At 72.8% G+C, this 24874-nt stretch carries 12 protein-coding genes; 10 read left to right on the top strand and 2 right to left on the bottom strand.

Translation table 11 applies throughout. The features are described 5' to 3' along the window. The first annotated feature begins 143 nt into the window (after positions 1 to 143). The gene (gene glgX / locus ACIQOW_RS13490; protein WP_401083635.1) at positions 144 to 2396 is read left to right on the top strand and encodes a glycogen debranching protein GlgX; all 2253 of its coding nucleotides are present in this window, start codon (positions 144 to 146) and stop codon (positions 2394 to 2396) included. Positions 2397 to 2425: 29 nt separating this feature from the next. On the opposite strand, the gene ACIQOW_RS13485 is transcribed toward glgX, so the two are convergent. After that, on the bottom strand, positions 2426 to 3853 hold the full coding sequence (locus tag ACIQOW_RS13485) for a family 2B encapsulin nanocompartment shell protein (RefSeq protein WP_401083633.1): 1428 nt from the start codon (positions 3851 to 3853) through the stop codon (positions 2426 to 2428). A gap of 234 nt (positions 3854 to 4087) precedes the next feature. Here ACIQOW_RS13485 and ACIQOW_RS13480 point away from each other — a divergent pair, with 234 nt between their 5' ends. Together ACIQOW_RS13480 and ACIQOW_RS13475 are read left to right on the top strand one after the other, a co-directional pair. Then, positions 4088 to 5992 (top strand): ABC transporter ATP-binding protein, encoded by a 1905-nt coding sequence (locus ACIQOW_RS13480; protein ID WP_401083631.1) that lies wholly within the window; start codon positions 4088 to 4090, stop codon positions 5990 to 5992. Next, positions 5989 to 7836 (top strand): ABC transporter ATP-binding protein, encoded by a 1848-nt coding sequence (locus ACIQOW_RS13475; RefSeq protein ID WP_401083629.1) that lies wholly within the window; start codon positions 5989 to 5991, stop codon positions 7834 to 7836. Before ACIQOW_RS13480 ends, ACIQOW_RS13475 begins: the two co-directional genes overlap by 4 nt. 157 nt (positions 7837 to 7993) lie before the next feature. Here ACIQOW_RS13475 and glgP read toward each other — a convergent pair whose 3' ends face one another. Next, positions 7994 to 10660, bottom strand: a complete 2667-nt coding sequence (gene glgP / locus ACIQOW_RS13470) for an alpha-glucan family phosphorylase (RefSeq protein ID WP_401083627.1) — start codon at positions 10658 to 10660, stop codon at positions 7994 to 7996. A gap of 1129 nt (positions 10661 to 11789) precedes the next feature. Between glgP and ACIQOW_RS13465 the strand changes: the two genes are divergently transcribed. From ACIQOW_RS13465 to pyk, 7 genes are all read left to right on the top strand, one after another. Beyond that, positions 11790 to 13760 (top strand): alpha-1,4-glucan--maltose-1-phosphate maltosyltransferase, encoded by a 1971-nt coding sequence (locus ACIQOW_RS13465; protein ID WP_401083764.1) that lies wholly within the window; start codon positions 11790 to 11792, stop codon positions 13758 to 13760. Next, positions 13757 to 15481, top strand: coding sequence for a maltose alpha-D-glucosyltransferase (gene treS, locus ACIQOW_RS13460; RefSeq protein ID WP_401083625.1), 1725 nt, complete (start codon positions 13757 to 13759; stop codon positions 15479 to 15481). Before ACIQOW_RS13465 ends, treS begins: the two co-directional genes overlap by 4 nt. A gap of 255 nt (positions 15482 to 15736) precedes the next feature. Further along, positions 15737 to 17227: a maltokinase N-terminal cap-like domain-containing protein gene (locus tag ACIQOW_RS13455; RefSeq protein WP_188298304.1), complete on the top strand. Its 1491-nt coding sequence runs from the start codon at positions 15737 to 15739 to the stop codon at positions 17225 to 17227. 123 nt (positions 17228 to 17350) lie between these two features. Beyond that, positions 17351 to 19786, top strand: coding sequence for a 1,4-alpha-glucan branching enzyme (glgB, locus tag ACIQOW_RS13450; protein WP_401083622.1), 2436 nt, complete (start codon positions 17351 to 17353; stop codon positions 19784 to 19786). A 156-nt stretch (positions 19787 to 19942) separates the two neighbouring features. Further along, positions 19943 to 22102 carry a phosphate acetyltransferase gene (gene pta / locus ACIQOW_RS13445; protein WP_401083620.1) on the top strand — a complete coding sequence of 720 codons (2160 nt, stop codon included), beginning with the start codon at positions 19943 to 19945 and terminating at the stop codon, positions 22100 to 22102. Next, complete coding sequence (locus ACIQOW_RS13440; RefSeq protein WP_401083618.1) at positions 22099 to 23322, top strand: acetate kinase; 1224 nt, start codon at positions 22099 to 22101, stop codon at positions 23320 to 23322. The genes pta and ACIQOW_RS13440 overlap by 4 nt, the downstream gene beginning before the upstream one ends. A gap of 94 nt (positions 23323 to 23416) precedes the next feature. Continuing rightward, positions 23417 to 24844 (top strand): pyruvate kinase, encoded by a 1428-nt coding sequence (pyk, locus tag ACIQOW_RS13435; RefSeq protein WP_401083616.1) that lies wholly within the window; start codon positions 23417 to 23419, stop codon positions 24842 to 24844. Positions 24845 to 24874 lie beyond the last annotated feature (30 nt).

Below are 24874 nucleotides of genomic sequence, written 5' to 3'. Positions count from 1 at the left end.
AGCACCGGCACGGGACACGCCGATCCCCGGGAATCCCACCCGCCATCCGCCGGTAAGCCCCCGTTCAACGGCTTCCGCCCTCCCCAATCCGGGAAAGAAAAGCTGAACGGGGCCCAGGACACCCCGCCCAGGGAGGTACGGCCATGGCGTCAGGGCAGAAGCTGGAAGCCGGGGTACGACCGGACACCCCTCCGTGGCCCGGCAGCTGGCAACCGCTCGGCGCCCGCTACCGGACCGCCCACACCACCCACCGGAGCCCCCCGGGGCCGCCGGGCCGACCGGGGCCCCCGGGCACCAACTTCGCGCTCTGGGCCGCCGGCGCCGAGGCCGTCGACCTGTGCCTCTTCGACGAGGACGGCCGGGAGAGCCGCCACCGCCTCACCGAACAGGACTTCCACGTCTGGCACGGCTTCCTCCCCGGCGTCCGCCCCGGCACCCGCTACGGCTTCCGCGTCCACGGCCGCTGGGACCCGTGGACGGGCGCCCGCTGGAACCCCGCGAAGCTGCTGCTCGACCCGTACGCCCGTGCCATCGACGGCTGTTACGCCTCCCACGACGCCGCCTGCTCCGCCGTCCGCAACTGGCCCGAGGCGGACGTCGCCGACACCGTCAGGGACAACCGCGACTCCGCCCCGTACGTCCCCAGGTCCGTGGTCGTCCACGACGACGACGACTGGTACGACGACCACCGCCCGAAGACCCCCTGGGCCGAGACGGTCCTCTACGAGCTGCACGTGCGCGGCTTCACCATGCGCCACCCCGACATCCCCCCGCCCCTGCGCGGCACCTACGCCGGCCTCGCCCACCCCGCCGCCGTCGCCCACCTCACCCGCCTCGGCGTGACCGCCGTCGAACTGCTGCCGGTCCACCAGCACGCCAGCGAGGACCACCTGCAGGCCCGCGGCCTGGTCAACTACTGGGGCTACAACACGATCGGCTACTTCGCCCCGCACGCCGGCTACTCCGCCTCCGGCTCCCGCGGCGGCCAGGTCGGCGAGTTCAAGCGGATGGTCCGCGCCCTGCACGCCGCCGGGATCGAGGTGATCCTCGACGTGGTGTTCAACCACACCGCCGAGGGCGGCGAACTGGGCCCGGCGCTCTCCCTGCGCGGCATCGACAACGCCGCCTACTACCGCCTCCCGCCGAACCGCCCGCGCGGCTACGCCGACTACACCGGCTGCGGCAACACCCTGGACACCCGCCGCCCCCAGGTGATCCGGCTGATCACCGACTCGCTGCGGTACTGGGTCGCCGAGATGGGCGTGGACGGCTTCCGCTTCGACCTGGCCGCCGCCCTGGCCCGCGGCGGCCCGCACGGCGGCGACGCCGTGGACCCGGACCACCCCTTCCTCGCCGCCGTCGCCCAGGACCCGCTGCTCAGCCGGGTGAAGCTGATCGCCGAGCCCTGGGACGTCGGCCCCGGCGGCTACCAGGTCGGCGGCTTCCCCCCGCTGTGGGCCGAGTGGAACGACAAGTACCGCGACACCGTACGGGACTTCTGGCGCGGCGCCCGCCCCGACGTGCGCGAGCTCGGCTACCGCCTCTCCGGCTCCTCCGACCTCTACCAGCGGGCCGGCCGCCGCCCGTACGCCTCGGTCAACTACGTGACGGCGCACGACGGTTTCACCCTGCGCGACCTGGTCTCCTACGACCACAAGCACAACGGGGCCAACGGCGAGGACAACCGGGACGGCACCGACGACAACCGCTCCTGGAACCACGGCGCCGAGGGCGAGACCGCCGACCCCGAGGTCACCGCGCTGCGGCTGCGCCAACTGCGCAACCTGACGGCCACCCTGCTGCTCTCCGCCGGCGTCCCGATGCTCACCGCCGGGGACGAGCTGGGCCGCACCCAGGGCGGCAACAACAACGCCTACTGCCAGGACAACGAGGTCGGCTGGCTGGACTGGTCGCTGCTGGCGGAGCCCGGCTGGCAGGAACTGTGCGCGCTCACGGCCCGGCTGGTCCGGCTCCGCCGGGCCCACCCGGTGCTGCGGCAGCGGGCGTTCTTCTCCGGCCGGGCCGCCACCCCGGGCGGCCAGCCCGACCTCGCCTGGTTCACCCCGCTGGGCCGGGAGATGACCGAGGCCGACTGGTTCGCGCCGACCGCCTGCCTCGGCATGCTGCTCTCGGGCACCGCGATGTCCGAACGGGACGGGGCCGGGCGGCCGCTGAGCGACGACAGCTTCCTGCTGCTGCTCAACGCGGGCCCGGACCCGGTGGTGTTCACCCTGCCCGGCGAGCCCTGGGCCGCGCCGGAGGCCCCGTACGAGACCGTGATCGACACGGCCGGCCAGGGGCCGGACCCTGGCCCGGATCCTGGCCGGCCGCACGGCACCGTCGTCCTGGGCGGGCGCTCGCTGCGACTGCTGCGCGCGCCCGCCCCCGCCGCCTGACCGCCGGACCGCCGGACGGAAAGACGCGCCTAGCTGCCGGCGTGCCCGACCTCGACGTTCTCCAGCACCCCGATCGCGTCCGGCACCAGCACCGCCGCCGAGTAGTAGGTGCTGACCAGGTACGAGGCGATCGCCTTCTCGTCGATCCCCATGAACCGGACGTTCAGGCCCGGCTCGACCTCGTCCGGGATGCCGATCTGGGTGAGACCCACCACGCCCTGGTTGTCCTCGCCGACACGCATCGCGATGAAGGAGGTGGTCTGCTGGCCGGACACCGGGATCTTGTTGCACGGGAAGATCGGCACCCCGCGCCAGGTCGGCCGGTGCTTGCCGAGGACGTCGGCGGTGGGCAGGTAGAGGCCGGCCCGGTTGCACTCCCGCTCGAAGGCCGCGATCGCCCGCGGGTGGGCGAACAGGTAGTCGGTGTCACGCCGCAGGCTCAGCAGCTCGTCCAGGTCGTCCGGGGTGGGCGCCCCGGTGCGGGTCTGGATCCGCTGGTCGAAGTCGGCGTTGCTGAGCAGCCCGAACTCCGGGTTGTTGATGATCTCGTGCTCCTGCCGCTCCCGCAGCGCCTCGATGGTCAGCCGCAGCTGCTCCTCGGTCTGGTTCATCGGCTTGTTGTAGAGGTCCGCGACCCGGGAGTGCACCTTGAGGACGGTCTGCGCGACGCTCAGCTCGTACTCGCGCGGCTTCAGCTCGTAGTCCACGAAGGCGCCGGGCAGCTCGTACTCGCCCTGGTGGCCGGCCGAGAGGTCGATCTCCGCCTCGCCGTGCTCGTTCTGCGCCTGCGCGGCGTCGGCGGCGAAGCCCAGCAGCTGCTCGCGCAGCGACTCGGAGCGACCGATCAGCTCCTGGAGCACCCCCCAGGACAGCGCCATCACGACGCCGGAGGTGCTCGCCTTCACGGTGTACGGCCAGTTGCCGCCGCCCTCGGTGATCGACTCGTCGCCGATCGAGTCACCGTCCGCGAGGCCGCCGAGCACGGTCTGCTCGCCGTACTTGCCGGTGCCGATCCGGTCCACCTTGCCGTGCGCGACCAGGAACACCTCCTCGATCGGCGCACCCTCCTGCACCAGCACGTCACCCGGCGCGAAGTCCCGCTGCACGAACCGGCGGGCCAGCTCGGCCAGCACCTCCTCGTCCTCGAAACCGCGCAGCGCCGGCACCTCGGCCAGCGAGGGGGCGATCACCGTCACCGCGGAGCCGGTCTTGGCGAAACTGACCCGGCCGCGCCCGGGGGCGAAGCTCAGCCGCCGGTTGACCCGGTAGGTGCCCGCGCTGACCTGCACCCAGGGCAGCATCTTCAACAGCCAGCGGGAGGTGATCTCCTGCATCTGCGGCTTGGACTTGGTCGTCGTCGCGAGGTTCCGGGCCGCGGTCGTGCTGAGGCTGAGCTGGGCCCGTACCTGCACCACTGCTGAGCCGGGTCCGGGGGTGGGCTCGGTTTCGACCGTCATCTGTGCACTCCTGTTCACTCGTGTATCAGTGGGCATCCGTCAGGAGATGTAATCGGCCGATCAGCAGGCGCTCGCAAGAGGCGCGCGGCGCACTCGTCCCCGCACGAACGGCGGCACGCGCCCCCTGTCGCACGCCCGTCTCGCCCGTTCGAGTGGCCGGTTCTCGCCGCGCACCATCGACAGGAGCGAAAAACCGGATGAGAAGTGACGGGATCTCTGCCTACTCTCACCGCGATGGCCGAGAACAGGCAGGACCCCGAGAACCCGACCCCGGGAAGCCCCCCAGCCGACGACACCCGCGGAACCGACACCGCCGGAGCCACCGGAACCGGCGGGCCCGGGAGAGCCGGCGGGCCCGGGCCGCGGCACTCCGCGGTCCGCTCGCTGCTGCGCCTGTGGCCGTACGCCCGCGCCGTCCGCGGCCGGCTGACCGTCTCGGTGACGGCCGCCTCCCTGGGCATGCTGAGCACGCTCGCCGTCCCGGTGGTCCTCGGCCTGATCGTGGACGGCCCGCTCGCCGAGCACGACCTGGCCGGCCTCTGGCCGCTCGCCGGCCTGCTGCTCCTCCTGGGCCTGGTCGAGTCCGCGCTGTTCTACACCCGCCGGGTGGTGCTGGCCCGCCCGCTGTCCGGACTGGAGACGGCGATGCGCGGGGACCTCTTCGCCAAGCTCCAGCGGCTCCCGGTCTCCTTCCACGACCGCTGGGGCTCCGGCCAGCTGCTCTCCAGGGCCACCGCGGACATGTACACCATGCGGCTGTTCCTGGCCTTCCCGCTGGTCTTCCTGATCGTCAACTCGGTGATGTTCCTGGCCGGCACCGTGGTGATGTTCACCCAGGACTGGCGGCTCGCCCTGATCACCCTGGTCCCGGTCGTCCCGCTGTTCGTGCTCACCCGGCGGTTCGAGGCCGGCTACTCCGGCGCCTCCCGGCTCGCCCAGGACCAGAACGGCGACCTCGCCACCGTGGTCGAGGAGTCCGTGCTCGGCATCCGCGTCCTCAAGGCCTTCGGCCGGCACCGCTCGATGGCCGAGCGCTTCCGCGCCCAGTCCCAGGAGCTGCGCCGCACCGAACTGCGCAAGGCGCACCTGCTCGCCAACCTCTGGGCGGTCGTCGTCGGCCTGCCGGAGATCGCGCTCGCCTTCGCCCTCGCCGTCGGCGCCTACCTGGTGGCCCACGACGAGCTGAGCGCCGGCGCCCTGGTCGCCTTCCTCTCCACCGCGCTCGCGCTGCGCTGGCCGGTCGAGTCGCTCGGCTGGCTGCTCGCCTACGCCAACGAGGCCGCCACCGCCACCGACCGCTTCTTCGAGGTGCTGGACGAACCGGAGACCCCGGACGCCGGCACCGCCACCGGCCTCGCCGCCCCGGACGGCATCCGCTTCACCGGCGTCCGGTTCCGCTACCCCGACGCCCCCGAGGACAGCCCCGACCTGCTGGACGGCATCGACCTGCACATCCGCAGCGGCGAGACGATGGCCCTGGTCGGCACCACCGGCAGCGGCAAGACCACGCTCACCGCGCTGCTCCCCCGGCTGTACGAGGCCACCGCCGGCGCCATCACGCTGGACGGCCGGGACATCCGCGAGCTGCCCAGGCAGCGGCTGCGCGAACTCGTCGCGGTCGCCTTCGAGGAGCCCACCCTGTTCTCCGCCACCGTCCGGGAGAACGTCCTGATGGGCGCCCCCGGCGCGGGCGACGCACAGCTGCGCACCGCCCTCGCCACCGCCCAGGCGGGCTTCGTCGAGAAGCTCCCGCAGGGCCACGACACCGAGGTCGGCGAGCAGGGCCTGAGCCTGTCCGGCGGCCAGCGCCAGCGCCTCGCGCTGGCCCGCGCGGTGGTCGGCGACCCGGCCTTCCTGGTGCTGGACGACCCGCTCTCCGCCCTGGACGTGCACACCGAGGCACTGGTCGAACGGGCGCTGCGCGAGGTCCTCGGCACCACCACCGCCCTGGTCGTCGCCCACCGCCCCAGCACCGTGCTGCTCGCCGACCGGGTCGCGGTGCTGGCGGACGGCCGGATCACGGCCGTCGGCACCCACCAGGAGCTGCTGCGCGACTGCGCGCACTACCGGGAACTGATGTCGGGCGAGGCCGCCCCGGTCCCCGAGGGCCCCCTCACGTCGAAAGCAGGGCTCGCATGACGACCACCGCCGAACCCACCAGGGCCGGGGCCGCCGAACCGGTCGAGGAGGAGCTGCCCGCCCCGCCGGCCGACGAGGAGGACATACCCGTCCCGCCCGGCGCGCCCCGGGCACTGCTGCGCTCACTGCTCGGCCCGCACCGGGCCAGGATCACCGTCGCGATGGTGGTGATCCTGGTCCAGCAGGCCGCCCTCCAGTCCGGCCCGCTGCTGGTCGCGGTGGCGATGGACCGCGGCATCCCGGCGCTGCGCGACGACGACGCGGGGCCGCTGGTCGCCGTGGTCGCGGCCTACCTGTTCTTCGCGCTGCTCAGCCCGGTGCTCCAGTGGGTGTTCATCAAGATCAGCGCCCGGGTCAACCAGGACATCGTGCTGGAGCTGCGCGGCCGGATCTTCCGCCACGCCCAGCGGCTCAGCCTGGACTTCCACGAGCGCTACACCTCGGGCCGGATCATCTCCCGCGCCACCAGCGACATCGACGCGCTGCGCGAGCTGCTCTCCGAGGGCCTCCAGGAGCTGCTGACCGTCCTCCTGTCGGTCTGCTACATCTCGCTGCTGCTGGTGGTGCTGGACTGGCAGCTCGGCCTGGTCTCGCTGGCGGCCTTCCTGCCGCTGGCCCTGATCGCCCACTCCTTCCGGACCCGCTCGCGCCGGGTCTACCGGCGCTCGCGCACCTCGGCCGCCTCGCTGATCGTCCGCTTCACCGAGACCATGAACGGCATCCGCCCGGTGCAGGCCTTCCGCCGCGAGAAGGCCAACGACGCCGCCTTCGCCGTGGTCAACGGACAGTCCGCCACCGCGACCGCGGACGGCCTGCTGGAGATCGCCCGCTACGTCGGACTCTCCCGTGCCACCGCCAACCTGTGGACCACCGGCGTGGTGGTGCTCGGCGCCTACCTGGTCGTGGACGACGCGCTCGAACTGGGCGTGCTCACCGCCTTCGCGCTCTACCTGCGCCGGCTCTTCGACCCGATCGACCAGCTGGCGATGTTCCTGAACAGCTACCAGTCGGCCGCCGCCGCCCTGGAGAAGATCTCCGGCCTGCTCGCCCACGAGCCGACGGTCGCCGAGCCGGCCGAGCCCGCCGAGCTGCCCGGGGCCACCGGGAAGGGCCGCGAGGTCTCCTTCGAGGGCACCCGCTTCACCTACCGCACCGGCAAGGAGGTGCTGCCGCCCTTCGACCTGCTGATCCCCGCCGGTCAGACGGTGGCGGTGGTCGGCGCGACGGGCGCCGGCAAGTCGACGGTCGCCAAGCTGCTGGCCCGCTTCTACGACCCGAGCGACGGCCGGATCCGGCTGGACGGCGTGGACCTGCGCGAACTCGCCACGCCCGACCTGCGGCGCGGCGTGGTGATGGTGACCCAGGAGTCCTTCCTGTTCTCCGGCACCGTCGCCGAGAACATCGCGCTCGGCCGCCCGGACGCCACCCGCGAGGAGGTCGAGCAGGCCGCCCGGGACATCGGCGCGTACGAGTTCGTCGCCGCCCTGCCCAACGGCTTCGACACCGACGTGCGCAAGCGCGGCGGCCGGATCTCGGCCGGCCAGCGCCAGCTGGTGGCCTTCGCCCGCGCCCTGCTCGCCGACCCCGCGGTGCTGATCCTGGACGAGGCGACCAGCTCGCTGGACGTCCCCGGGGAGCAGGCCGTCCAGCGGGCCATGCGCACCGTCCTGGCCGGGCGGACGGCCGTGATCATCGCCCACCGGCTCTCCACCGTGGAGATCGCCGACCGGGTCCTGGTGATGGACCGGGGCCGGATCGTGGAGGATGGCTCCCCACAGGAGCTGATCAGCGGCTCCGGCCGCTTCGCCGCCCTCCACCGGGCCTGGCGGGACAGCCTGGTCTAGGACCAGGCCGTCCCCGGCCCCACGAATGTGCCCGGCCGGGTGCGCCGTCACGCACCCGGCCGGGCCACCCCACTTCCCGAGGGACGGAACGGGAACGGCCGCGCGCACGGTTCACGGCCGCCCCGGACGGCCGCCCACGCCGGCGGCCGTCCGGGGGTCAGCGCAGCAGCCCGGCGTCCATCCCGGCCGACTCGGCGGGCAGGGCGACCAGCCCCAGCTCGGCCGGCGAGGCCAGCCGGGGGTGTGCGGGCAGCACCCGGACGGTGTAGCCGAACGGTCCCGTCCGGCACAGCTCCAGCGAGCCCTCGTAGCGGGTGCGGCCGTCCAGGTCGGGCCCGCCGACCGGCTTGAGGGCGAGCAGGCAGGCGTCCGAGATGCGGTCCCGCTCGTCGACCCGGCCGGAGACCGCCTGCACCTCGACGTCGGCCGGCTCCAGCGTCCCGAGCCCGACCTGCACCCGCAGCGCCAGCGAGCTGCCCAGCTCCTGCGCGTCGGCCGGGCAGTCCGCCTCGACGTGCTCCACCCGGACGGCCGGCCACGCCTCCCTGACCTTCGCCTTCCACACCGCCAGCTCGCGCGCGCTGCGGCCCTGCCGGTCCGCCAGCTCCCGCTGGGCCTGCGCCGCCGGCGCGTACAGCCGTTCGACGTACTCCCGGACCATCCGCCCGGCCAGCACCTTGGGCCCGAGGGTCACCAGGGTGTGCCGGACCATGGCGATCCACTGCTGCGGCAGCCCGTCCCCGTCCCGGTCGTAGAACCGGGCGGCGACCTGGTTCTCGATCAGGTCGTAGAGCGCGGCCGCCTCGATGTCGTCGCGCCGCTCGGCCTCGCCGCTGTCCGGGTCGAGCACCCCGCCGCTCTCGTCGGCGGTGGGGATCGCCCAGCCGTTGCGGCCGTCGTACCACTCGTCCCACCAGCCGTCCAGGACGGACAGGTTGAGGCAGCCGTTGAGCGCGGCCTTCATCCCCGAGGTGCCGCAGGCCTCCAGCGGGCGCAGCGGGTTGTTCAGCCAGACGTCGCAGCCCGGGTAGAGGCGCTGGGCCATCGCCATGTCGTAGTCGGGCAGGAAGACGATCCGGTGCCGCACCGCCGGATCGTCGGCGAAGGCGACCATCTGCTGGATCAGCCGCTTGCCGCCGTCGTCGGCCGGGTGGGCCTTGCCGGCGACCACGACCTGCACCGGCCTGGTGGGGTGCAGCAGCAGGGCGCGCAGCCGCTCGGCGTCGCGCAGCATCAGGGTGAGCCGCTTGTACGAGGGCACCCGGCGGGCGAAGCCGATGGTCAGCACGTCGGGGTCGAGCACCGAGGAGACCCAGCCGAGTTCGGCCTCGCCGGCCCCGCGCCGGCGCCAGGAGGCGTACAGCCGGCGCCTGGCCTCCTCCACCAGCTGCGCCCGCAGACTTCGCCGCAGCTCCCAGACCTCGGTGTTGCCGATCAGCTCCAGGCCGGTCCAGCGCCGGGTCTCCCCGGTGGTCATCGCCTCCTCGGCGCGCTCGGCGCCGATCTCGGCGGCGCCGAGCCTGACCACCGCCGGGTCGATCCAGGTGGCGGCGTGCACCCCGTTGGTGACCGAGGTGATCGGTACCTCGGCCGGGTCGAAGCCGGGCCACAGGCCGTTGAACATCGAGCGGCTGACCTCGCCGTGCAGGGTGGAGACCCCGTTGGCGCGCTGGGCCAGCCGCAGGCCCATGGCGGCCATGTTGAAGAGCTTCGGGTCCCCGTCGGGCCAGCTCTCGGCGCCGAGCGCGAGCACCTGGTCGACCGGCACACCGGGCAGCGCGGCGTCGCCGCCGAAGTGGCGGGCGACCAGCTCGCGGTCGAACCGGTCGATGCCGGCCGGGACGGGGGTGTGGGTGGTGAAGAGGGTGCCGGCCCGCACGGCCTCCAGCGCGGCGGCGAAGTCGAGGCCCGCCGGGGCCTCGGCGACCAGCTCCCGGATGCGTTCCACGCCGAGGAAGCCGGCGTGGCCCTCGTTGGTGTGGAAGACGTCGGGGGCGGGGTGCCCGGTGAGCCGGCAGTGGGCGCGCACCGCCCGGACGCCGCCGATGCCGAGCAGCATCTCCTGGAGCAGCCGGTGCTCGCTGCCGCCGCCGTACAGCCGGTCGGTGACGTCCCGCTCGGCCGGCGAGTTGGCCTCGATGTCGGAGTCGAGCAGCAGCAGCGGGACCCGCCCGACCTGGGCCTTCCAGATGTGGGCGGCCAGGGTGCGGCCGCCGGGCAGGGCGAGGTCGATCCGGCTGGGGGTGCCGTCGGCCTCCCGGAGCAGGCTGACCGCGAGTTCGTCCGGATCGAGCAGCGGATAGCGCTCCTGTTGCCAGCCGTCCCGGCTCAGGGACTGGCGGAAGTAGCCGTGCCGGTAGAACAGGCCGACGCCGATGACCGGCACCCCGAGGTCGCTGGCGGCCTTGAGGTGGTCGCCGGCCAGGATGCCGAGTCCGCCGGAGTACTGGGGCAGCGCGGCGGCGATGCCGTACTCGGGTGAGAAGTAGGCGATCGCGGCGGGCAGCGGGGCGGCGTCGGCCGCCTGACGGGTCTGGTACCAGCGCGGGCCGGTCAGGTACTCGCGCAGGTCCTCGGCGAGGTCGCCGAGTCTGCGCAGGAAGCGCCGGTCGGTGGCGAGCGCGGCGAGCCGGGTGGCCGGGACCTCCCCGAGCAGCCGCACCGGGTCCTCGCCGGTCGCGGCCCAGACCTCGGGGTCCACGGACCGGAACAGGTCCCTGGTCTCGGGGTGCCAGGACCAGCGCAGGTTGAGGGCCAGCTCGTGCAACGGCTGGAGTTGTTCGGGCAGGACGGTGCGGACGGTGAATCTGCGGATTGCCTTCACGGCGTGAAGCGTAGCCTCGGCGATCGGTCCGACAGAGCGTCAAGTGGACTATTGGGCATCCGTTCGGCCTATTGATGAGATCGCATTCGGCGCATTGGTCTGCACGGGGGGCGCGCGCGGCGCACATTTCCGGGGCCTGCGCTACCAATACGTGAACTCTTCGGTACGGGTCCATTTCCGATGGCTCATCCACTCGGGAGAAGACCCGAAACTACTGTCGTACCGCTGCAAAAACCCCGCCTCCGGTGCGAGGATGGCCGAAGGTCGTTCGATGCTGTGGGCAGTGCGACGACGGGTGGCGTCCCCCTCGAAGCAGCACGTCCGAATCCTTTTCGCGTTGACCGTTCCCGTCCTTCTTGGCCCATTCGGCGCTCACCGCGCACGGACGCGTGTCCTCGCGCCCGGTCCGCTCGTTCACGGGTGGACCGGGTCGCCCAAGACGCGTGCCCCGCGGAGGCGTGCGCCGGGACGCACACGGGCTCCGGGGCGCCCCGCCGCCGGCTCGGCGGGCGCCGGGCAGGTTGCCGGGAACAGCGGCGCGGGCAGGCTCCGGTCGCACGTCCTCCCCACCCAGCAGTCTTCCCGGTACTCCCCCGGCCTCGGCCCGCGGGGAGCTGCCGCCGATCTCGGGCAGGAGCTTGGCATGCACGGCGACACGCGGGACCAGTCCACACCGGTGGCCGACACCCTCGACGCAGCGGTCGCGGAATCCGCCGGACGGATGGATTCTGACACTCGGACAGATCCGGCGATGCCGGCGCCGAGGGCGTCCGGGGCGGTCGGTGGCGGATCCTCCGAAGCCCGGCCCTCCACGGCCGGGCCCTCCCCGGCGGACCGACACCCAGGGGCCGAGGAGGACAGCACCGCGGCACCCCGCAGGCGCACCACCACGCGCCGCACCACGGCCACCGCGTCGGCCACCACCCCGAAGGGCGGCGCCGGGGCCGATCCGGCGCCGCGCCGGACGTCCGCCGCCAAGGCCTCCGCGGGAGAAACCCCCACGGGGAGGGCAGCCGCGGGGAAGACCGCGGGCAGGTCCTCCACCAAGGCCGCCGGCAGGACCCCCGCCAAACCCCCCGCCAAGGCCACCGCCAAGCCCTCCGCCCGCAAGACGACAGAGAGCGACACCGTGATCGGCCGCATCCCCGTCCTGGACGTCAGTCCCCTCGTCGACGCCGGCCGCCGCCCGGCCAAGGCCGTCGTCGGCGAGACCTTCCCGGTCACCGCGACCGTCTTCCGCGAGGGCCACGACGCCGTCAACGCCAACGTGGTGCTGCGCGACCCGCGCGGCCGCAGCGGCCCGTGGACGCCGATGCGCGAGCTGGCCGAGGGCACCGACCGCTGGGGCGCGCACGTGACCCCGACCGCTCCCGGCCGCTGGTCGTACCTGGTGGAGGCGTGGAGCGACCCGGTCGCCACCTGGCGCAAGGCCGCCGCGGTGAAGCTGCCCGCCGGGATCGACACCGCGCTGGTCCTGGAGGAGGGCGCCCGGCTGCTGGAGCAGGCCGCGGCCGGGGTGCCCAAGAAGGAGGGCCGCGCCGACGTCCTGGCCGCCGCCGACGCGCTGCGCGACCCGTCGCTGCCGCCGCTGTCCCGGCTGGCCGCCGCGGTCGCCCCCGAAGTGCTCGACGTGCTGGCCCGCCACCCGCTGCGCGAGCTGCTCAGCGCCTCCCGCCCGCTGCCGCTCCAGGTGGACCGCGAGCGCGCGCTGTTCGGCTCCTGGTACGAGTTCTTCCCCCGTTCGGAGGGCGCGGTGGTGGACCCGGCCGGCGTCGAGCCGCCGCGCCACGGCACCCTGCGCACCGCCGCCGAGCGGCTGCCGGCCGTCGCCGCGATGGGCTTCGACGTGGTCTACCTGCCGCCGGTCCACCCGATCGGCCGAGCCTTCCGCAAGGGCCCGGACAACACCCTGACGGCCGGTCCGCACGACGTCGGCTCGCCCTGGGCGATCGGCTCCCCCGAGGGCGGCCACGACGCGCTCCACCCGGACCTCGGCACCATCGAGGACTTCGACCACTTCGTCGCCGAGGCGCAGGCGCTGCACCTGGAGGTGGCGCTGGACTTCGCACTCCAGTGCTCCCCCGACCACCCGTGGGTGAACAAGCATCCGGAATGGTTCAACCACCGCGCGGACGGCACCATCGCGTACGCCGAGAATCCGCCGAAGAAGTACCAGGACATCTATCCGGTCAACTTCGACCAGGACATGGACGGAATCGTCAAGGAAAGCATCCGGATCCTCCGCTTCTGGATGTCGCACGGCGTCCGGATCTTCCGGGTCGACAACCCCCACACCAAACCGGTGGTGTTCTGGGAGAAGGTGCTCGCCGACGTCGCCCGCACCGACCCGGACGTCGTGTTCCTGGCCGAGGCCTTCACCCGCCCGGCGATGATGCACACCCTGGCGAAGATCGGTTTCCACCAGTCGTACACGTACTTCACCTGGCGCACCACCAAGCAGGAACTCACCGAGTACCTCACCGAACTCAGCGGTGACGCCGCCGCCTACATGCGGCCCAACTTCTTCGCCAACACCCCGGACATCCTGCACGCGTACCTCCAGCACGGCGGCCGCGCCGCCTTCGCGGTCCGCGCGGTGCTCGCCGCCACCCTCTCCCCCAGCTACGGCGTCTACGCCGGCTACGAGCTGTACGAGAACGAGCCGGCCCACCCGGGCTCCGAGGAGTACCTGCACTCGGAGAAGTACGAACTGCGCCCGCGCGACTGGAGCCGCACCGACACCCTGGCCCCGCTGCTGACCGTGCTGAACCGGCTGCGCCGCCGCCACCCCGCCCTCCGGCAGCTGCGCGACCTGCGCTTCCACCCCACCGACAACGACCAGGTGCTCGCCTACTCCAAGACCGCGACCACCCCCGAGGGCCTCACCGACCAGGTCATCACCGTGGTGAACCTCGACCCGCACCACGTCCAGGAGGCCACCGTCACGCTCGCCCTCCCCGGGCACGACACGGACGGCCCCTACGCGGTGCACGACGAGCTCACCGGCGCCGTCTACACCTGGGGCCGGCACAACTACGTCCGGCTCGATCCCTCAGCCGAGCCGGCTCACCTCCTCACGGTTCGGAGGAACCCAGCGTGACAGTGAACGAGCCCGTCCCCGACACCTTCCCCGAGACCTCGAAGAAGAAGCTCGACCCCGAGTGGTTCAAGCGTGCGGTCTTCTACGAGGTGCTGGTGCGGTCCTTCCAGGACAGCAACGGCGACGGGGTCGGGGACCTCAAGGGGCTCACGGCCAAGCTCGACTACCTCCAGTGGCTCGGGGTCGACTGCCTCTGGCTCCCGCCGTTCTTCGCCTCGCCGCTGCGCGACGGCGGGTACGACGTGTCCGACTACACCTCGGTGCTGCCGGAGTTCGGCGACCTCGCCGACTTCATGGAGTTCGTCGACGCCGCGCACGCCCGCGGCATGCGCATCGTCATCGACTTCGTCATGAACCACACCAGCGACCAGCACCCGTGGTTCCAGGCCTCCCGGTCGGACCCGGACGGGCCGTACGGCGACTTCTACATGTGGGCCGACGACGACAAGCAGTACCCGGACGCCCGGATCATCTTCGTCGACACCGAGACGTCCAACTGGACCTACGACCCGGTCCGCAAGCAGTACTACTGGCACCGCTTCTTCTCGCACCAGCCGGACCTCAACTACGACAACCCCCGGGTCCAGGCCGAGATGATCGCCGGGCTGCGGTTCTGGCTCGACCTCGGCATCGACGGCTTCCGGCTGGACGCGGTGCCGTACCTGTTCGCCCGCGAGGGCACCAACTGCGAGAACCTGCCGGAGACCCACGAGTTCCTCCAGCGGGTCCGCAAGGAGATCGACGCCAACTACCCGGACACGGTGCTGCTCGCCGAGGCCAACCAGTGGCCGGAGGACGTCGTCGACTACTTCGGCGACTTCGCCTCCGGCGGCGACGAGTGCCACATGGCGTTCCACTTCCCGGTGATGCCCCGGATCTTCATGGCGGTGCGCCGGGAGTCCCGCTACCCGGTGTCGGAGATCCTCGCCAAGACCCCGCAGATCCCGGGCGGCTGCCAGTGGGGGATCTTCCTGCGCAACCACGACGAGCTGACCCTGGAGATGGTCACCGACGAGGAGCGCGACTACATGTACGCGGAGTACGCCAAGGACCCCCGGATGCGCGCCAACGTGGGCATCCGCCGCCGGCTCGCCCCGCTGCTGGAGAACGACCGCAACCAGATCGAGCTGTTCACCGCCCTGCTGCTCTCCCTGCCCGGCTCGCCGGTCCTCTACTACGGGGACGAGATCGGCATGGGCGACAACATCTGGCTCGGCGACCGGGACGGCGTGCGCACCCCGATGCAGTGGACCCCGGACCGCAACGCGGGTTTCTCGTCCGCCGACCCGGGCAGGCTCAGTCTGCCGCCCATCATGGACCCGGTGTACGGCTACCAGGTGACCAACGTCGAGGCGCAGCAGAGCAGTTCGAGTTCACTGCTGCACTGGACCCGTCGCATGATCGAGATCCGCAAGCTCAATCCGGCGTTCGGCCTCGGCAGCTACGCCGAACTGCCCTCCAGCAATCCCGCCGTGCTGGCCTTCGTGCGCGAGCACGAGGGGGACCTGGTCATGTGCGTGAACAACTTCTCGCGGTTCGCGCAGCCGACCGAGCTGGACCTCCGGCAGTACGGCGGACGGTACCCGGTCGAGCTGATCGGCGGGGTGCGCTTCCCGTCGATCGGCGAGTGGCCCTACCTGCTCACCCTGGCCGGGCACGGCTTCTACTGGTTCCAGCTCCGGCAGCCACCGCGCCTGAGCGGGACCAGGCGGTCGAAGTAACGATCCGCCGCACCCGGAACACCAGCGTGAACAGCAGCACCAGACCCTCCGGGGGCGCGAGTTGAACCCCCGCGCCCCCGGAGTTCTCTGCACCACCGCGTACGGAGAACAGCCCAACGGCCACCCACACGAAGGCGTGACACCCGAGCCGTGTGCTCGCGTGCCGCGACCGCCGCGCCGCCGCAATCCGGAAGACTGACGGACCCGGCCACGACCCGTCGGGCAGTCCGCGCGCGCTTCCGGGGAAAGGGAGTCATGTCCGAAACCTCCCGTTCTCAAGCCCACCTCCAGGACGACGCCCCCACCGGTTCCGCCGCACCGGCGGGCACCCGGGCCACCGGGTCCAGGAGAACCGCCCTGGGGGTCAGCGAACTCGTCCAGGCGGCCCTGCCACTGATCGCCGCGTGGCTGCCCAGCCAGCGCTGGTACGCGGGGAAGGGGAGGCCCATCACCGGCCTCACCCCGGTGGTCGGCACCCCCCTCCAGGTCGGCGACCCGGCCCTGCTGCACCTGCTGCTGCGGGTCGAGCACGCCACCACGGCCGGCGCCCCGCACGGCGACATCTACCAGCTGCTGCTCGGCATCCGCTCGGCCGGACTCGGGGACATCGGGCCCGGCGCCGTGCTCGGCCGGCTCAGCCAGGGCCCGTACGACGGCGCGACCCTCTACGACGCGGTGCACGACCCCGAGCTCACCGGGCGACTGCTGGAACACCTGGCCACCGGTGACCGCTTCGGCGCCCTGTCCTTCCGCCGCACCCCGGGCTCCGGACTGCCCGCCAACCTCCCCGGCCGCGCCTCCACCGCCGAGCAGTCCAACAGCTCGGTCATCTACGGCACCTCGTACATCCTCAAGCTGTTCCGCCGCATCCACCCCGGCACCAACCCCGACCTCGAACTCTCGCTCGCGCTCTCCCGGGCCGGATCCACCCGCATCCCCCGGGTCGCCGCCTGGTTCGAGAGCCGGATGGAGCGCGCCGAGCCCGCCACCCTCGGGCTGCTGCAGCGCTACCTGCCGGACGCCGAGGACGGCTGGGAACTCGCCCTCGACCAGGTCGGCCGGCTCAAGGGCGACCGCTCCCCCGGCAACTTCGCCATCGAGGCGCACCGGCTCGGCCGGGCCACCGCCGAGGTGCACCGGGTGCTGGCCCGCTCGATGCCGGTGGCCAGACTCGACCGCACCCAGACCGGACGGCTGGCCGGCGCGATGGCCGACCGGCTGGACAGCGCCGTCGCCGCCGTCCCCGGGCTGCTGCGCTTCCGGGCCGCACTGCGCGCCGCCTTCCAGCAGCTCGCCGACGCCCACCCGGACGGCCTGCCGGTCCAGCGCATCCACGGCGACCTGCACCTCGGACAGGCGATGCGGACCCCGCACGGCTGGGTGCTGCTGGACTTCGAGGGCGAGCCGGCCAAGTCGGTCAACGAGCGCCGCGAACCGCAGCCTGCCCTGCGCGACATCGCCGCGATGCTGCGCTCCTTCGACTACGCGGCCGCCCACCTGCTGGCCGGCGGCCCGGTCGATCCGGAGCTGGCCCACCTGGCCGCCGCCTGGGCCCAGCGCAACCGCACCGCCTTCTGCGCCGGCTACACCGCGGGAGGCGGTGCCGACCCGGCGGCCTCGCCGGAGCTGATGCGGGCGCTGGAGATCGACAAGGCGGTGTACGAGGTGGTGTACGAGGCCCGGCACCGGCCGAGCTGGCTGCCGATCCCGCTGGCCGCGATCAGCCGGCTGGCCCTGCCCGTCTGACCCCGCCCGTCCGACCCCGCCCGTCCGACCCTGCCCGTCCGACAACGCCCGCCTGACAAGACCCGCCCCGCTTCCTGTCCCGCCCGCAGGAGTTCGCCCACCCCGCCGCAGGAGGACCCCGCCGTGACGCCGATCGACCCGACCGGCCGCCCCACCCCCAGCCCCGTACCGGCCACCTTCCTGGCCGGGCCGCTCCCCGCCGAAGGGGGGCGCGCCGGCCAGGAGCGCGAGGCGCGCCGGACGACCGAGGAGGGAGGGAACGCCGACCCCGGGGCGGAACCCCCCGAGCCGCTCCCGCCCGCGCAGCTCCCGCCCGCGGCCGCGGACCCCGGGGGAGCCGGACGCCCGGCCCCCACCGGGGCACTGCGGCTGCCCGAGGCACCGCTGCCGCCGGCCGAGGTCGACCGGCTGGTGGGCGGACAGCACCACGACCCGCACGCACTGCTCGGCGCGCACCCGGTGCACGGCGGCACCGCGATCCGGGTGCTGCGCCCCCTCGCCGAGCGGGTGGTCGTCGAGACCTCCCAGGGGCCGGCCGAACTCACCCACCAGCAGGGCGGGTTGTTCACCGGCCTGGTGGCCGGCGGCGAACCGCCGGAGTACACCCTGCTGGTGACGTACCCGGGCAGCGAGCCGCTGCGCCAGCACGACGGCTACCGCACCCCGCCCACGCTGGGCGAACTGGACCTGCACCTGATCTCCGAGGGCCGCCACGAGCAGCTGTGGCGGGCACTCGGCGCGCACGTGCGCACCGTCGACGGGGTGCCCGGCACCGCCTTCGCGGTCTGGGCGCCGAACGCCGCCGGGGTCAGGCTGATCGGGGACTTCAACCACTGGGACGGCACCGGGCACCCGATGCGCTCGCTCGGCTCGTCCGGGATCTGGGAGCTGTTCGTCCCCGAGCTGGCCGAGGGCGCCACCTACAAGTACGAGGTGCACACCCGGGAGGGCTGGGTGCTGGACAAGGCCGACCCGCTGGCCAGGGCCGCCCAGTGCCCGCCCGGCACCGCCTCGGTGGTCACCTCCTCCTGCTACGCGTGGCAGGACGGCGAGTGGATGGCCCGCCGGGCCCGCGCCACCCACCACAGGGCGCCGATGTCGGTGTACGAGCTGCACCTGCCCTCCTGGCGCCCCGAGCTCACCACCTACCGCGCCATCGCCGAGGAACTGCCGCGCTACCTCCAGGAGTTGAACTTCACCCACGTGGAGCTCATGCCGGTGATGGAGCACCCCTTCGGCGGCTCCTGGGGCTACCAGGTGTCCGGCTACTACGCCCCCACCGCCCGGCTCGGCGGCCCCGACGACTTCCGGTACCTGGTGGACACCCTGCACCGGCACGGCATCGGCGTGATCGTCGACTGGGTGCCCGCCCACTTCCCCAAGGACGACTTCGCGCTCGCCCGCTTCGACGGCGAGCCGCTGTACGAGCCGGCCGACCCGCTGCGCGCCGAGCACCCGGACTGGGGGACGCTGGAGTTCGACTACGGCCGCAAGGAGGTGCGCAACTTCCTGGTCGCCAACGCGGTCTACTGGTGCGAGGAGTTCCACGTCGACGGCCTGCGGGTGGACGCCGTCGCCTCGATGCTCTACCTCGACTACTCCCGCGAGGGCGGCGACTGGACGCCCAACCGGTTCGGCGGCCGGGAGAACCTGGACGCGGCCGCCTTCCTCCAGGAGATGAACGCCACCGTCTACCGGCGCTGCCCCGGCGTGGTGACCGTCGCCGAGGAGTCCACCGCCTGGGACGGGGTCACCCGCCCCACCGACGCCGGCGGCCTCGGCTTCGGCCTGAAGTGGAACATGGGCTGGATGCACGACTCGCTGGTCTACATGTCCAAGGAGCCGGTGCACCGCAAGTACCACCACAACGAGATCACCTTCTCGATGGTGTACGCCTACTCGGAGAACTACGTCCTGCCGATCTCGCACGACGAGGTGGTGCACGGCAAGCGGTCCCTGGTCTCCAAGATGCCCGGCGACTGGTGGCAGCAGCGCGCCAACCAGCGCGCCTACCTCGGCTTCATGTGGTCCCACCCGGGCAAGCAACTGCTCTTCATGGGGCAGGAGTTCGCCCAGGGCGCGGAGTGGGACCACGAGCAGGGCCCGCAGTGGTGGGTGCTCGACGAGCAGTGGCCCGCCCACCGGGAGCACCTCGGGGTGCGCCGGCTGGTCCGCGACCTCAACCGCCGCTACCTCGACACCCCGGCGCTGTGGGAGCTGGACACCGTCCCCGAGGGCTTCCGCTGGCTCGACGGCGGCGCCGCCGAGGACAACCTGCTCTCCTTCGTCCGGTACGCGGCCGACGGCTCGCCGCTGGTCGCGGTCTGCAACTTCTCGCCGGTCGTCCGGCACGGCCACCGGGTCGGCCTGCCCCGGCTGGCGGGCCGCGAACAGCTGTGGGAGGAGGCGCTGAACACCGACGCCGAGGAGTACGGCGGCAGCGGCGTCGGCAACTCCCACCCGGTCAAGGCCGAGCCGGTCGCGTGGGACGACCAGCCGCGCTCCGCCGAACTGGTGCTCCCCCCGCTCGCCACCGTCTGGCTCCGCCCGGCGCGCTGAGGAACCGGGTGCCCGCCCGCCCCTCCGGGCGGGCACCCGGGCGGGACCTCCGGCCCCTTGCCCGAACCTCGCCGTTCTGCTCGCGGACGGCCGTTCGGGGTGCGAAGGTATGGTCGATATGACCACTTTCCGAGACGACGGGACGGAGACACCCACGTGGCGCGCAGCGTGTACGTGACCGGTATCGACCGGGGGGACGGCCGCCAGGCGGTCGAACTCGGGGTCATGGAACTGCTCACCCGCCAGGTGGACCGGGTCGGGGTGTTCCGCCCGCTGGTGCACGCCGCCGCACCCGGGCAGCCGGGCTCCGACCACGTCGTCGAGCTGCTGCGCGGCCGCTACCGGCTCGACCTGCCGAGCGCCGGGCTGTACGGCCTCACCTACGAGGAGGCCGCCGCGCTCCAGGCCGCCCGGGGGCAGGACGAACTGGTCTCCGTCCTGGTCGACCGCTTCCACGCGCTGGAGCGGCGCTGTCAGGCGGTGCTGGTGCTCGGAACCGACTTCGCCGACACCGGCATCCCGGACGAACTCGCCTTCAACGCCCGCCTGGCGAACGAGTTCGGCGCCGCCGTGCTGCCGGTGGTCGGCGGGCACGGCGAGGACGCCGAGACGGTGATCGCCGAGGTCCGCAACGCGCACCGGGCGTACACCGACCTCGGCTGCGAGACCCTGGCGATGATCGCCAACCGGGTCGCCCCCGGCGGCAAGCAGCGGATCCAGCGCACCCTCACCGAGAAGCTGCCGATCCCCGCCTACGTCATCCCCGACGAGCCGGCGCTGGCCGCGCCCACCGTCGCGCAACTGGTCGAGGCGACCGGCGCCGAGGTGCTGCTCGGGGACGCCGCCGGCCTCGCCAGGGACGTGCGCGGCTACGTCTTCGGCGGCGCCATGCTGCCCACCTTCCTCGACGCGCTGACCGAGGGCGCCCTGGTCGTCACCCCCGGGGACCGCGCCGACCTGGTGATCGGCTCGCTGGCCGCGCACGCCGCCGGCGCCCCGCCGATCGCCGGCGTGCTGCTGACGCTCGGCCAGCACCCCGGCCCCAACGTGATGGCCCTGGCCGCCCGGCTCGCCCCCGGCACCCCGGTCGCGGTCGTCCCCGGGGGCAGCTGGCCGACCGCCGCCCATCTGACCCACCTGGAGGGCAAGCTCACCTCGGCCAGCCCCCGGAAGGCCGAGATCGCCCTCGGCCTGTTCGAACTGCACGTCGACACCGCCGAGTTGACCAACCTGATCGAGGTCGGCCGGTCCGAGCGGGTCACCCCGATGATGTTCGAGCACGAGCTGCTGGAACGCGCCAGGGCCGGGCGCCGGCACGTCGTCCTGCCCGAGGGCACCGAGGAGCGGGTGCTGCGCGCCGCCGAGATCCTGCTGCGCCGCAACATCTGCGACCTCACCCTGCTCGGCGAGCCGGACGCGGTGCGCCGCACCGCCGCCGCCCACGGCATCGAGCTGCCGCAGGTGGGGGCGCCGCCCGGCCTCGGGGCCGGGGAGGAGCCGGACGGCGACCGGGCCCGGGTCCGGATCGTCGACCCGGCCACCAGCCCGCTGCGCCGCCAGTTCGCCGAGCTGTACGCGAAGCTGCGCGCCCACAAGGGGATGACCGTCGAACTGGCCCTGGACGTGGTCACCGACGTCTCCTACTTCGGCACCCTGATGGTCCAGGAGGGCATCGCGGACGGCATGGTCTCCGGCGCGGTGCACTCCACCGCCGCCACCATCCGGCCCGCCTTCGAGGTGGTCAAGACCTCGCCGGACGCCTCGATCGTCTCCTCGGTCTTCTTCATGTGCCTGGCCGACAAGGTGCTGGTGTACGGCGACTGCGCGGTCAACCCCGACCCGGACGCCCAGCAGCTGGCCGACATCGCCATCCAGTCCGCCGCCACCGCCGCCCAGTTCGGGGTGGAGCCGCGGGTCGCGATGCTCTCGTACTCGACCGGCACCTCAGGCTCCGGCGCGGACGTCGACAAGGTGCGCAAGGCCACCGAACTGGTCCGCGAGCTGCGGCCCGACATCCTGGTCGAGGGCCCGATCCAGTACGACGCGGCGGTGGACGCCCACGTCGCGGCCACCAAGCTGCCGGGCTCCCCGGTGGCCGGGCGGGCCACCGTGCTGATCTTCCCCGACCTCAACACCGGCAACAACACCTACAAGGCGGTCCAGCGCTCGGCCGGCGCCGTCGCCGTCGGCCCGGTGCTCCAGGGGCTGCGCAAGCCCGTCAACGACCTCTCGCGCGGCGCGCTGGTGCAGGACATCGTCAACACCGTCGCGATCACCGCCATCCAGTCCCAGGACCGCAAGGAGCCCACGGCATGAGCGATGGCACCCGCGTTCTCGTGCTGAACGCCGGCTCCTCGTCGGTGAAGTACCAGCTGATCGACATGCTGGACGGGGCCAGGCTCGCCGCCGGGCTGGTCGAGCGGATCGGCGAGACCGGCGGGCGCCTGGTGCACACCCCGCGCACCGGCGAACCGCGCGAGACCGTCCGGGTCTTCCCGGACCACGCCGCCGCGCTCAGGGCCGTCGCCGCGGAGCTGTCCGCCGACGGCCTCGGGCTGGACTCCCCCGAGCTGGCCGCGATCGGCCACCGGGTGGTGCACGGCGGCCTGCGGTTCACCGAGCCGACCGTGATCACCGACGACGTGCTCAAGGAGATCCGCCGGCTGATCCCGGTCGCGCCGCTGCACAACCCGGCCAACATCACCGGCATCGAGGTGGCCCGCGCGCTGCGCCCCGACCTCCCCCAGGTGGCCGTCTTCGACACCGCCTTCCACGCCTCGATGCCCGAGTACTCGGCCCGGTACGCGATCGACAAGGCCGTCGCCGACCGGCACCGGGTGCGCCGCTACGGCTTCCACGGCACCTCGCACCAGTACGTCTCGCGGGCCACCGCCAGGCTGCTCGGCAAGGACCCGGCCGAGGTCAACGTGATCGTGCTGCACCTGGGCAACGGCGCCTCCGCCTCGGCGGTCAGCGGCGGGCGCTGCGTGGACACCTCGATGGGCCTGACCCCGCTGGAGGGCCTGGTCATGGGCACCCGTTCGGGCGACATCGACGCCGGCGTGGTGTTCCACCTGCACCGGGTCGGCGGGCTGTCCGTGGACGAGATCGACGACCTGCTCAACCGCCGCAGCGGCCTGCGCGGGCTGTGCGGCGAGAACGACATGCGCGAGATCATGCGCCGGGCGGACGAGGGAGACGAGGACGCGAAGCTGGCCTTCGACGCGTACGTCCACCGGCTGCGCAAGTACATCGGCGGCTACTACGCGGTGCTGGGCCGGGTGGACGCGATCGCGTTCACCGCGGGCGTCGGGGAGAACGCGGCGCCGGTGCGCGCGGCGGCCACCGCGGGACTGGAGGAACTGGGCATCGCCGTCGACCCGGAGCTGAACTCGGTGCGGTCCGGCGAGGCCCGGATCATCTCGCCCGGGTACGGCCGGGTGGCGGTCGCCGTGGTGCCCACCGACGAGGAGCTGGAGATCGCCCGACAGTCCTTCGCACTGGTGCACGAGGAAGGCCGGGAGTCCGAGGACTGACACGGAAACGTCTCACTCCCCGGAACCATTCGTCGGCGATTCCTCCTGGTGTGCGCCGAATGCACCTATAACACGAACGGATAGACTGATCCATATGCGCCGAGCGAAAATTGTCTGCACCCTGGGTCCGGCGACGGACTCCTACGAACAGCTGAAGGCCATCGTCGAGGCGGGCATGAACGTCGCCCGACTGAACATGAGCCACGGCAACCACGCGGACCACGAGGAGCGGTACCGCAAGGTCCGCCAGGTCTCGGAGGACACCGGCAAGGCCATCGGCGTCCTGGCCGACCTCCAGGGTCCGAAGATCCGTCTGGCGACCTTCGCCAACGGCCCGGTGACCGTCGACAACGGCGACGAGTTCACCATCACCACCGAGGACGTCCCCGGTGACCAGCACATCTGCGGCACCACCTACAAGGGCCTGCCCGGCGACGTGAAGCCCGGCGACCCGGTCCTGATCAACGACGGCGTCATCGCCCTGGAGGTCGTCAGCGTCGACGGCCCGCGGGTGAAGACCGTGGTGATCGAGGGTGGCGTGCTCTCGAACAACAAGGGCATCAACCTGCCCGGCGCGGCCGTGAACGTGCCCGCCCTGTCCGAGAAGGACAAGGACGACCTGCGCTTCGCGCTGCGCCTGGGCGTCGACATGGTCGCCCTGTCCTTCGTCCGCAACGCGGACGACGTCAAGGACGTCCACGAGGTCATGGACGAGGTCGGCATCCGGGTGCCGGTCATCGCCAAGATCGAGAAGCCGCAGGCCGTCGAGGCCATGGAGGAGATCGTCCTCGCCTTCGACGCCATCATGGTCGCCCGCGGCGACCTGGCCGTCGAGTACCCGCTGGAGCGGGTGCCGCTCGTCCAGAAGCAGCTGGTCACCCTGGCCCGCCGCAACGCCAAGCCGGTCATCGTCGCCACCCAGATGATGGAGTCGATGATCCACGCCTCGCGCCCGACCCGCGCCGAGGTCTCCGACGTCGCCAACGCCATCCTGGACGGCGCCGACGCGGTGATGCTCTCCGCCGAGTCGAGCGTCGGCAAGTACCCGATCGAGACCGTCCGCACCATGAGCCGGATCTGCGAGAAGGCCGAGGAGGAGCTGCTCTCCCAGGGCCTCCAGCCGCTCAACCCGGGCCGCAAGCCGCGCACCCAGGGCGGCTCCGTCGCCCGTGCGGCGTGCGAGCTGGGCGACTTCCTGGACGGCAAGGCGCTGGTCGCCTTCACCAAGTCCGGTGACACCGCCCGCCGGCTGTCCCGCTACCGCTCGCCGATCCCGGTGATCGCCTTCACCCCGGACACCGCCACCCGCAACCAGCTCTCGCTGAGCTGGGGCGTCGAGGCCTACGTGACCGAGCAGGTGGCCACCACCGACGCGATGGTCGCGCAGGTCGACCGGGAGCTGCTGCGGCTGGGCCGGCTCGGCGAGGGCGAGACCGTCATCGTCACCGCCGGTGTCCCGGTCGGCATCCCCGGCACCACCAACATGGTGCAGGTGCACCACCTGGGCACCCAGGGCGAGTGAGCGCCCGTCGGTCCTGAACGCCCGTGGGGC

It is taken from the genome of Kitasatospora sp. NPDC091335, assembly GCF_044757205.1.
Lineage (GTDB): Bacteria > Actinomycetota > Actinomycetes > Streptomycetales > Streptomycetaceae > Kitasatospora.
Note: the sequence above shows the minus strand (reverse complement) of the source record. Positions and strands in the feature narration are given on the sequence as shown.

What these genes read in the sequence shown, in the direction of transcription:
- ACIQOW_RS13475 (WP_401083629.1), top strand. Translation starts at nt 5,989, where the DNA reads ATGACGACCACCGCCGAACCCACCAGGGCCGGGGCCGCCGAACCGGTC.
- ACIQOW_RS13485 (WP_401083633.1), bottom strand. Translation starts at nt 3,853, where the DNA reads ATGACGGTCGAAACCGAGCCCACCCCCGGACCCGGCTCAGCAGTGGTG.
- pyk (WP_401083616.1), top strand. Translation starts at nt 23,417, where the DNA reads ATGCGCCGAGCGAAAATTGTCTGCACCCTGGGTCCGGCGACGGACTCC.
- ACIQOW_RS13440 (WP_401083618.1), top strand. Translation starts at nt 22,099, where the DNA reads ATGAGCGATGGCACCCGCGTTCTCGTGCTGAACGCCGGCTCCTCGTCG.
- ACIQOW_RS13480 (WP_401083631.1), top strand. Translation starts at nt 4,088, where the DNA reads ATGGCCGAGAACAGGCAGGACCCCGAGAACCCGACCCCGGGAAGCCCC.
- glgX (WP_401083635.1), top strand. Translation starts at nt 144, where the DNA reads ATGGCGTCAGGGCAGAAGCTGGAAGCCGGGGTACGACCGGACACCCCT.
- ACIQOW_RS13455 (WP_188298304.1), top strand. Translation starts at nt 15,737, where the DNA reads ATGTCCGAAACCTCCCGTTCTCAAGCCCACCTCCAGGACGACGCCCCC.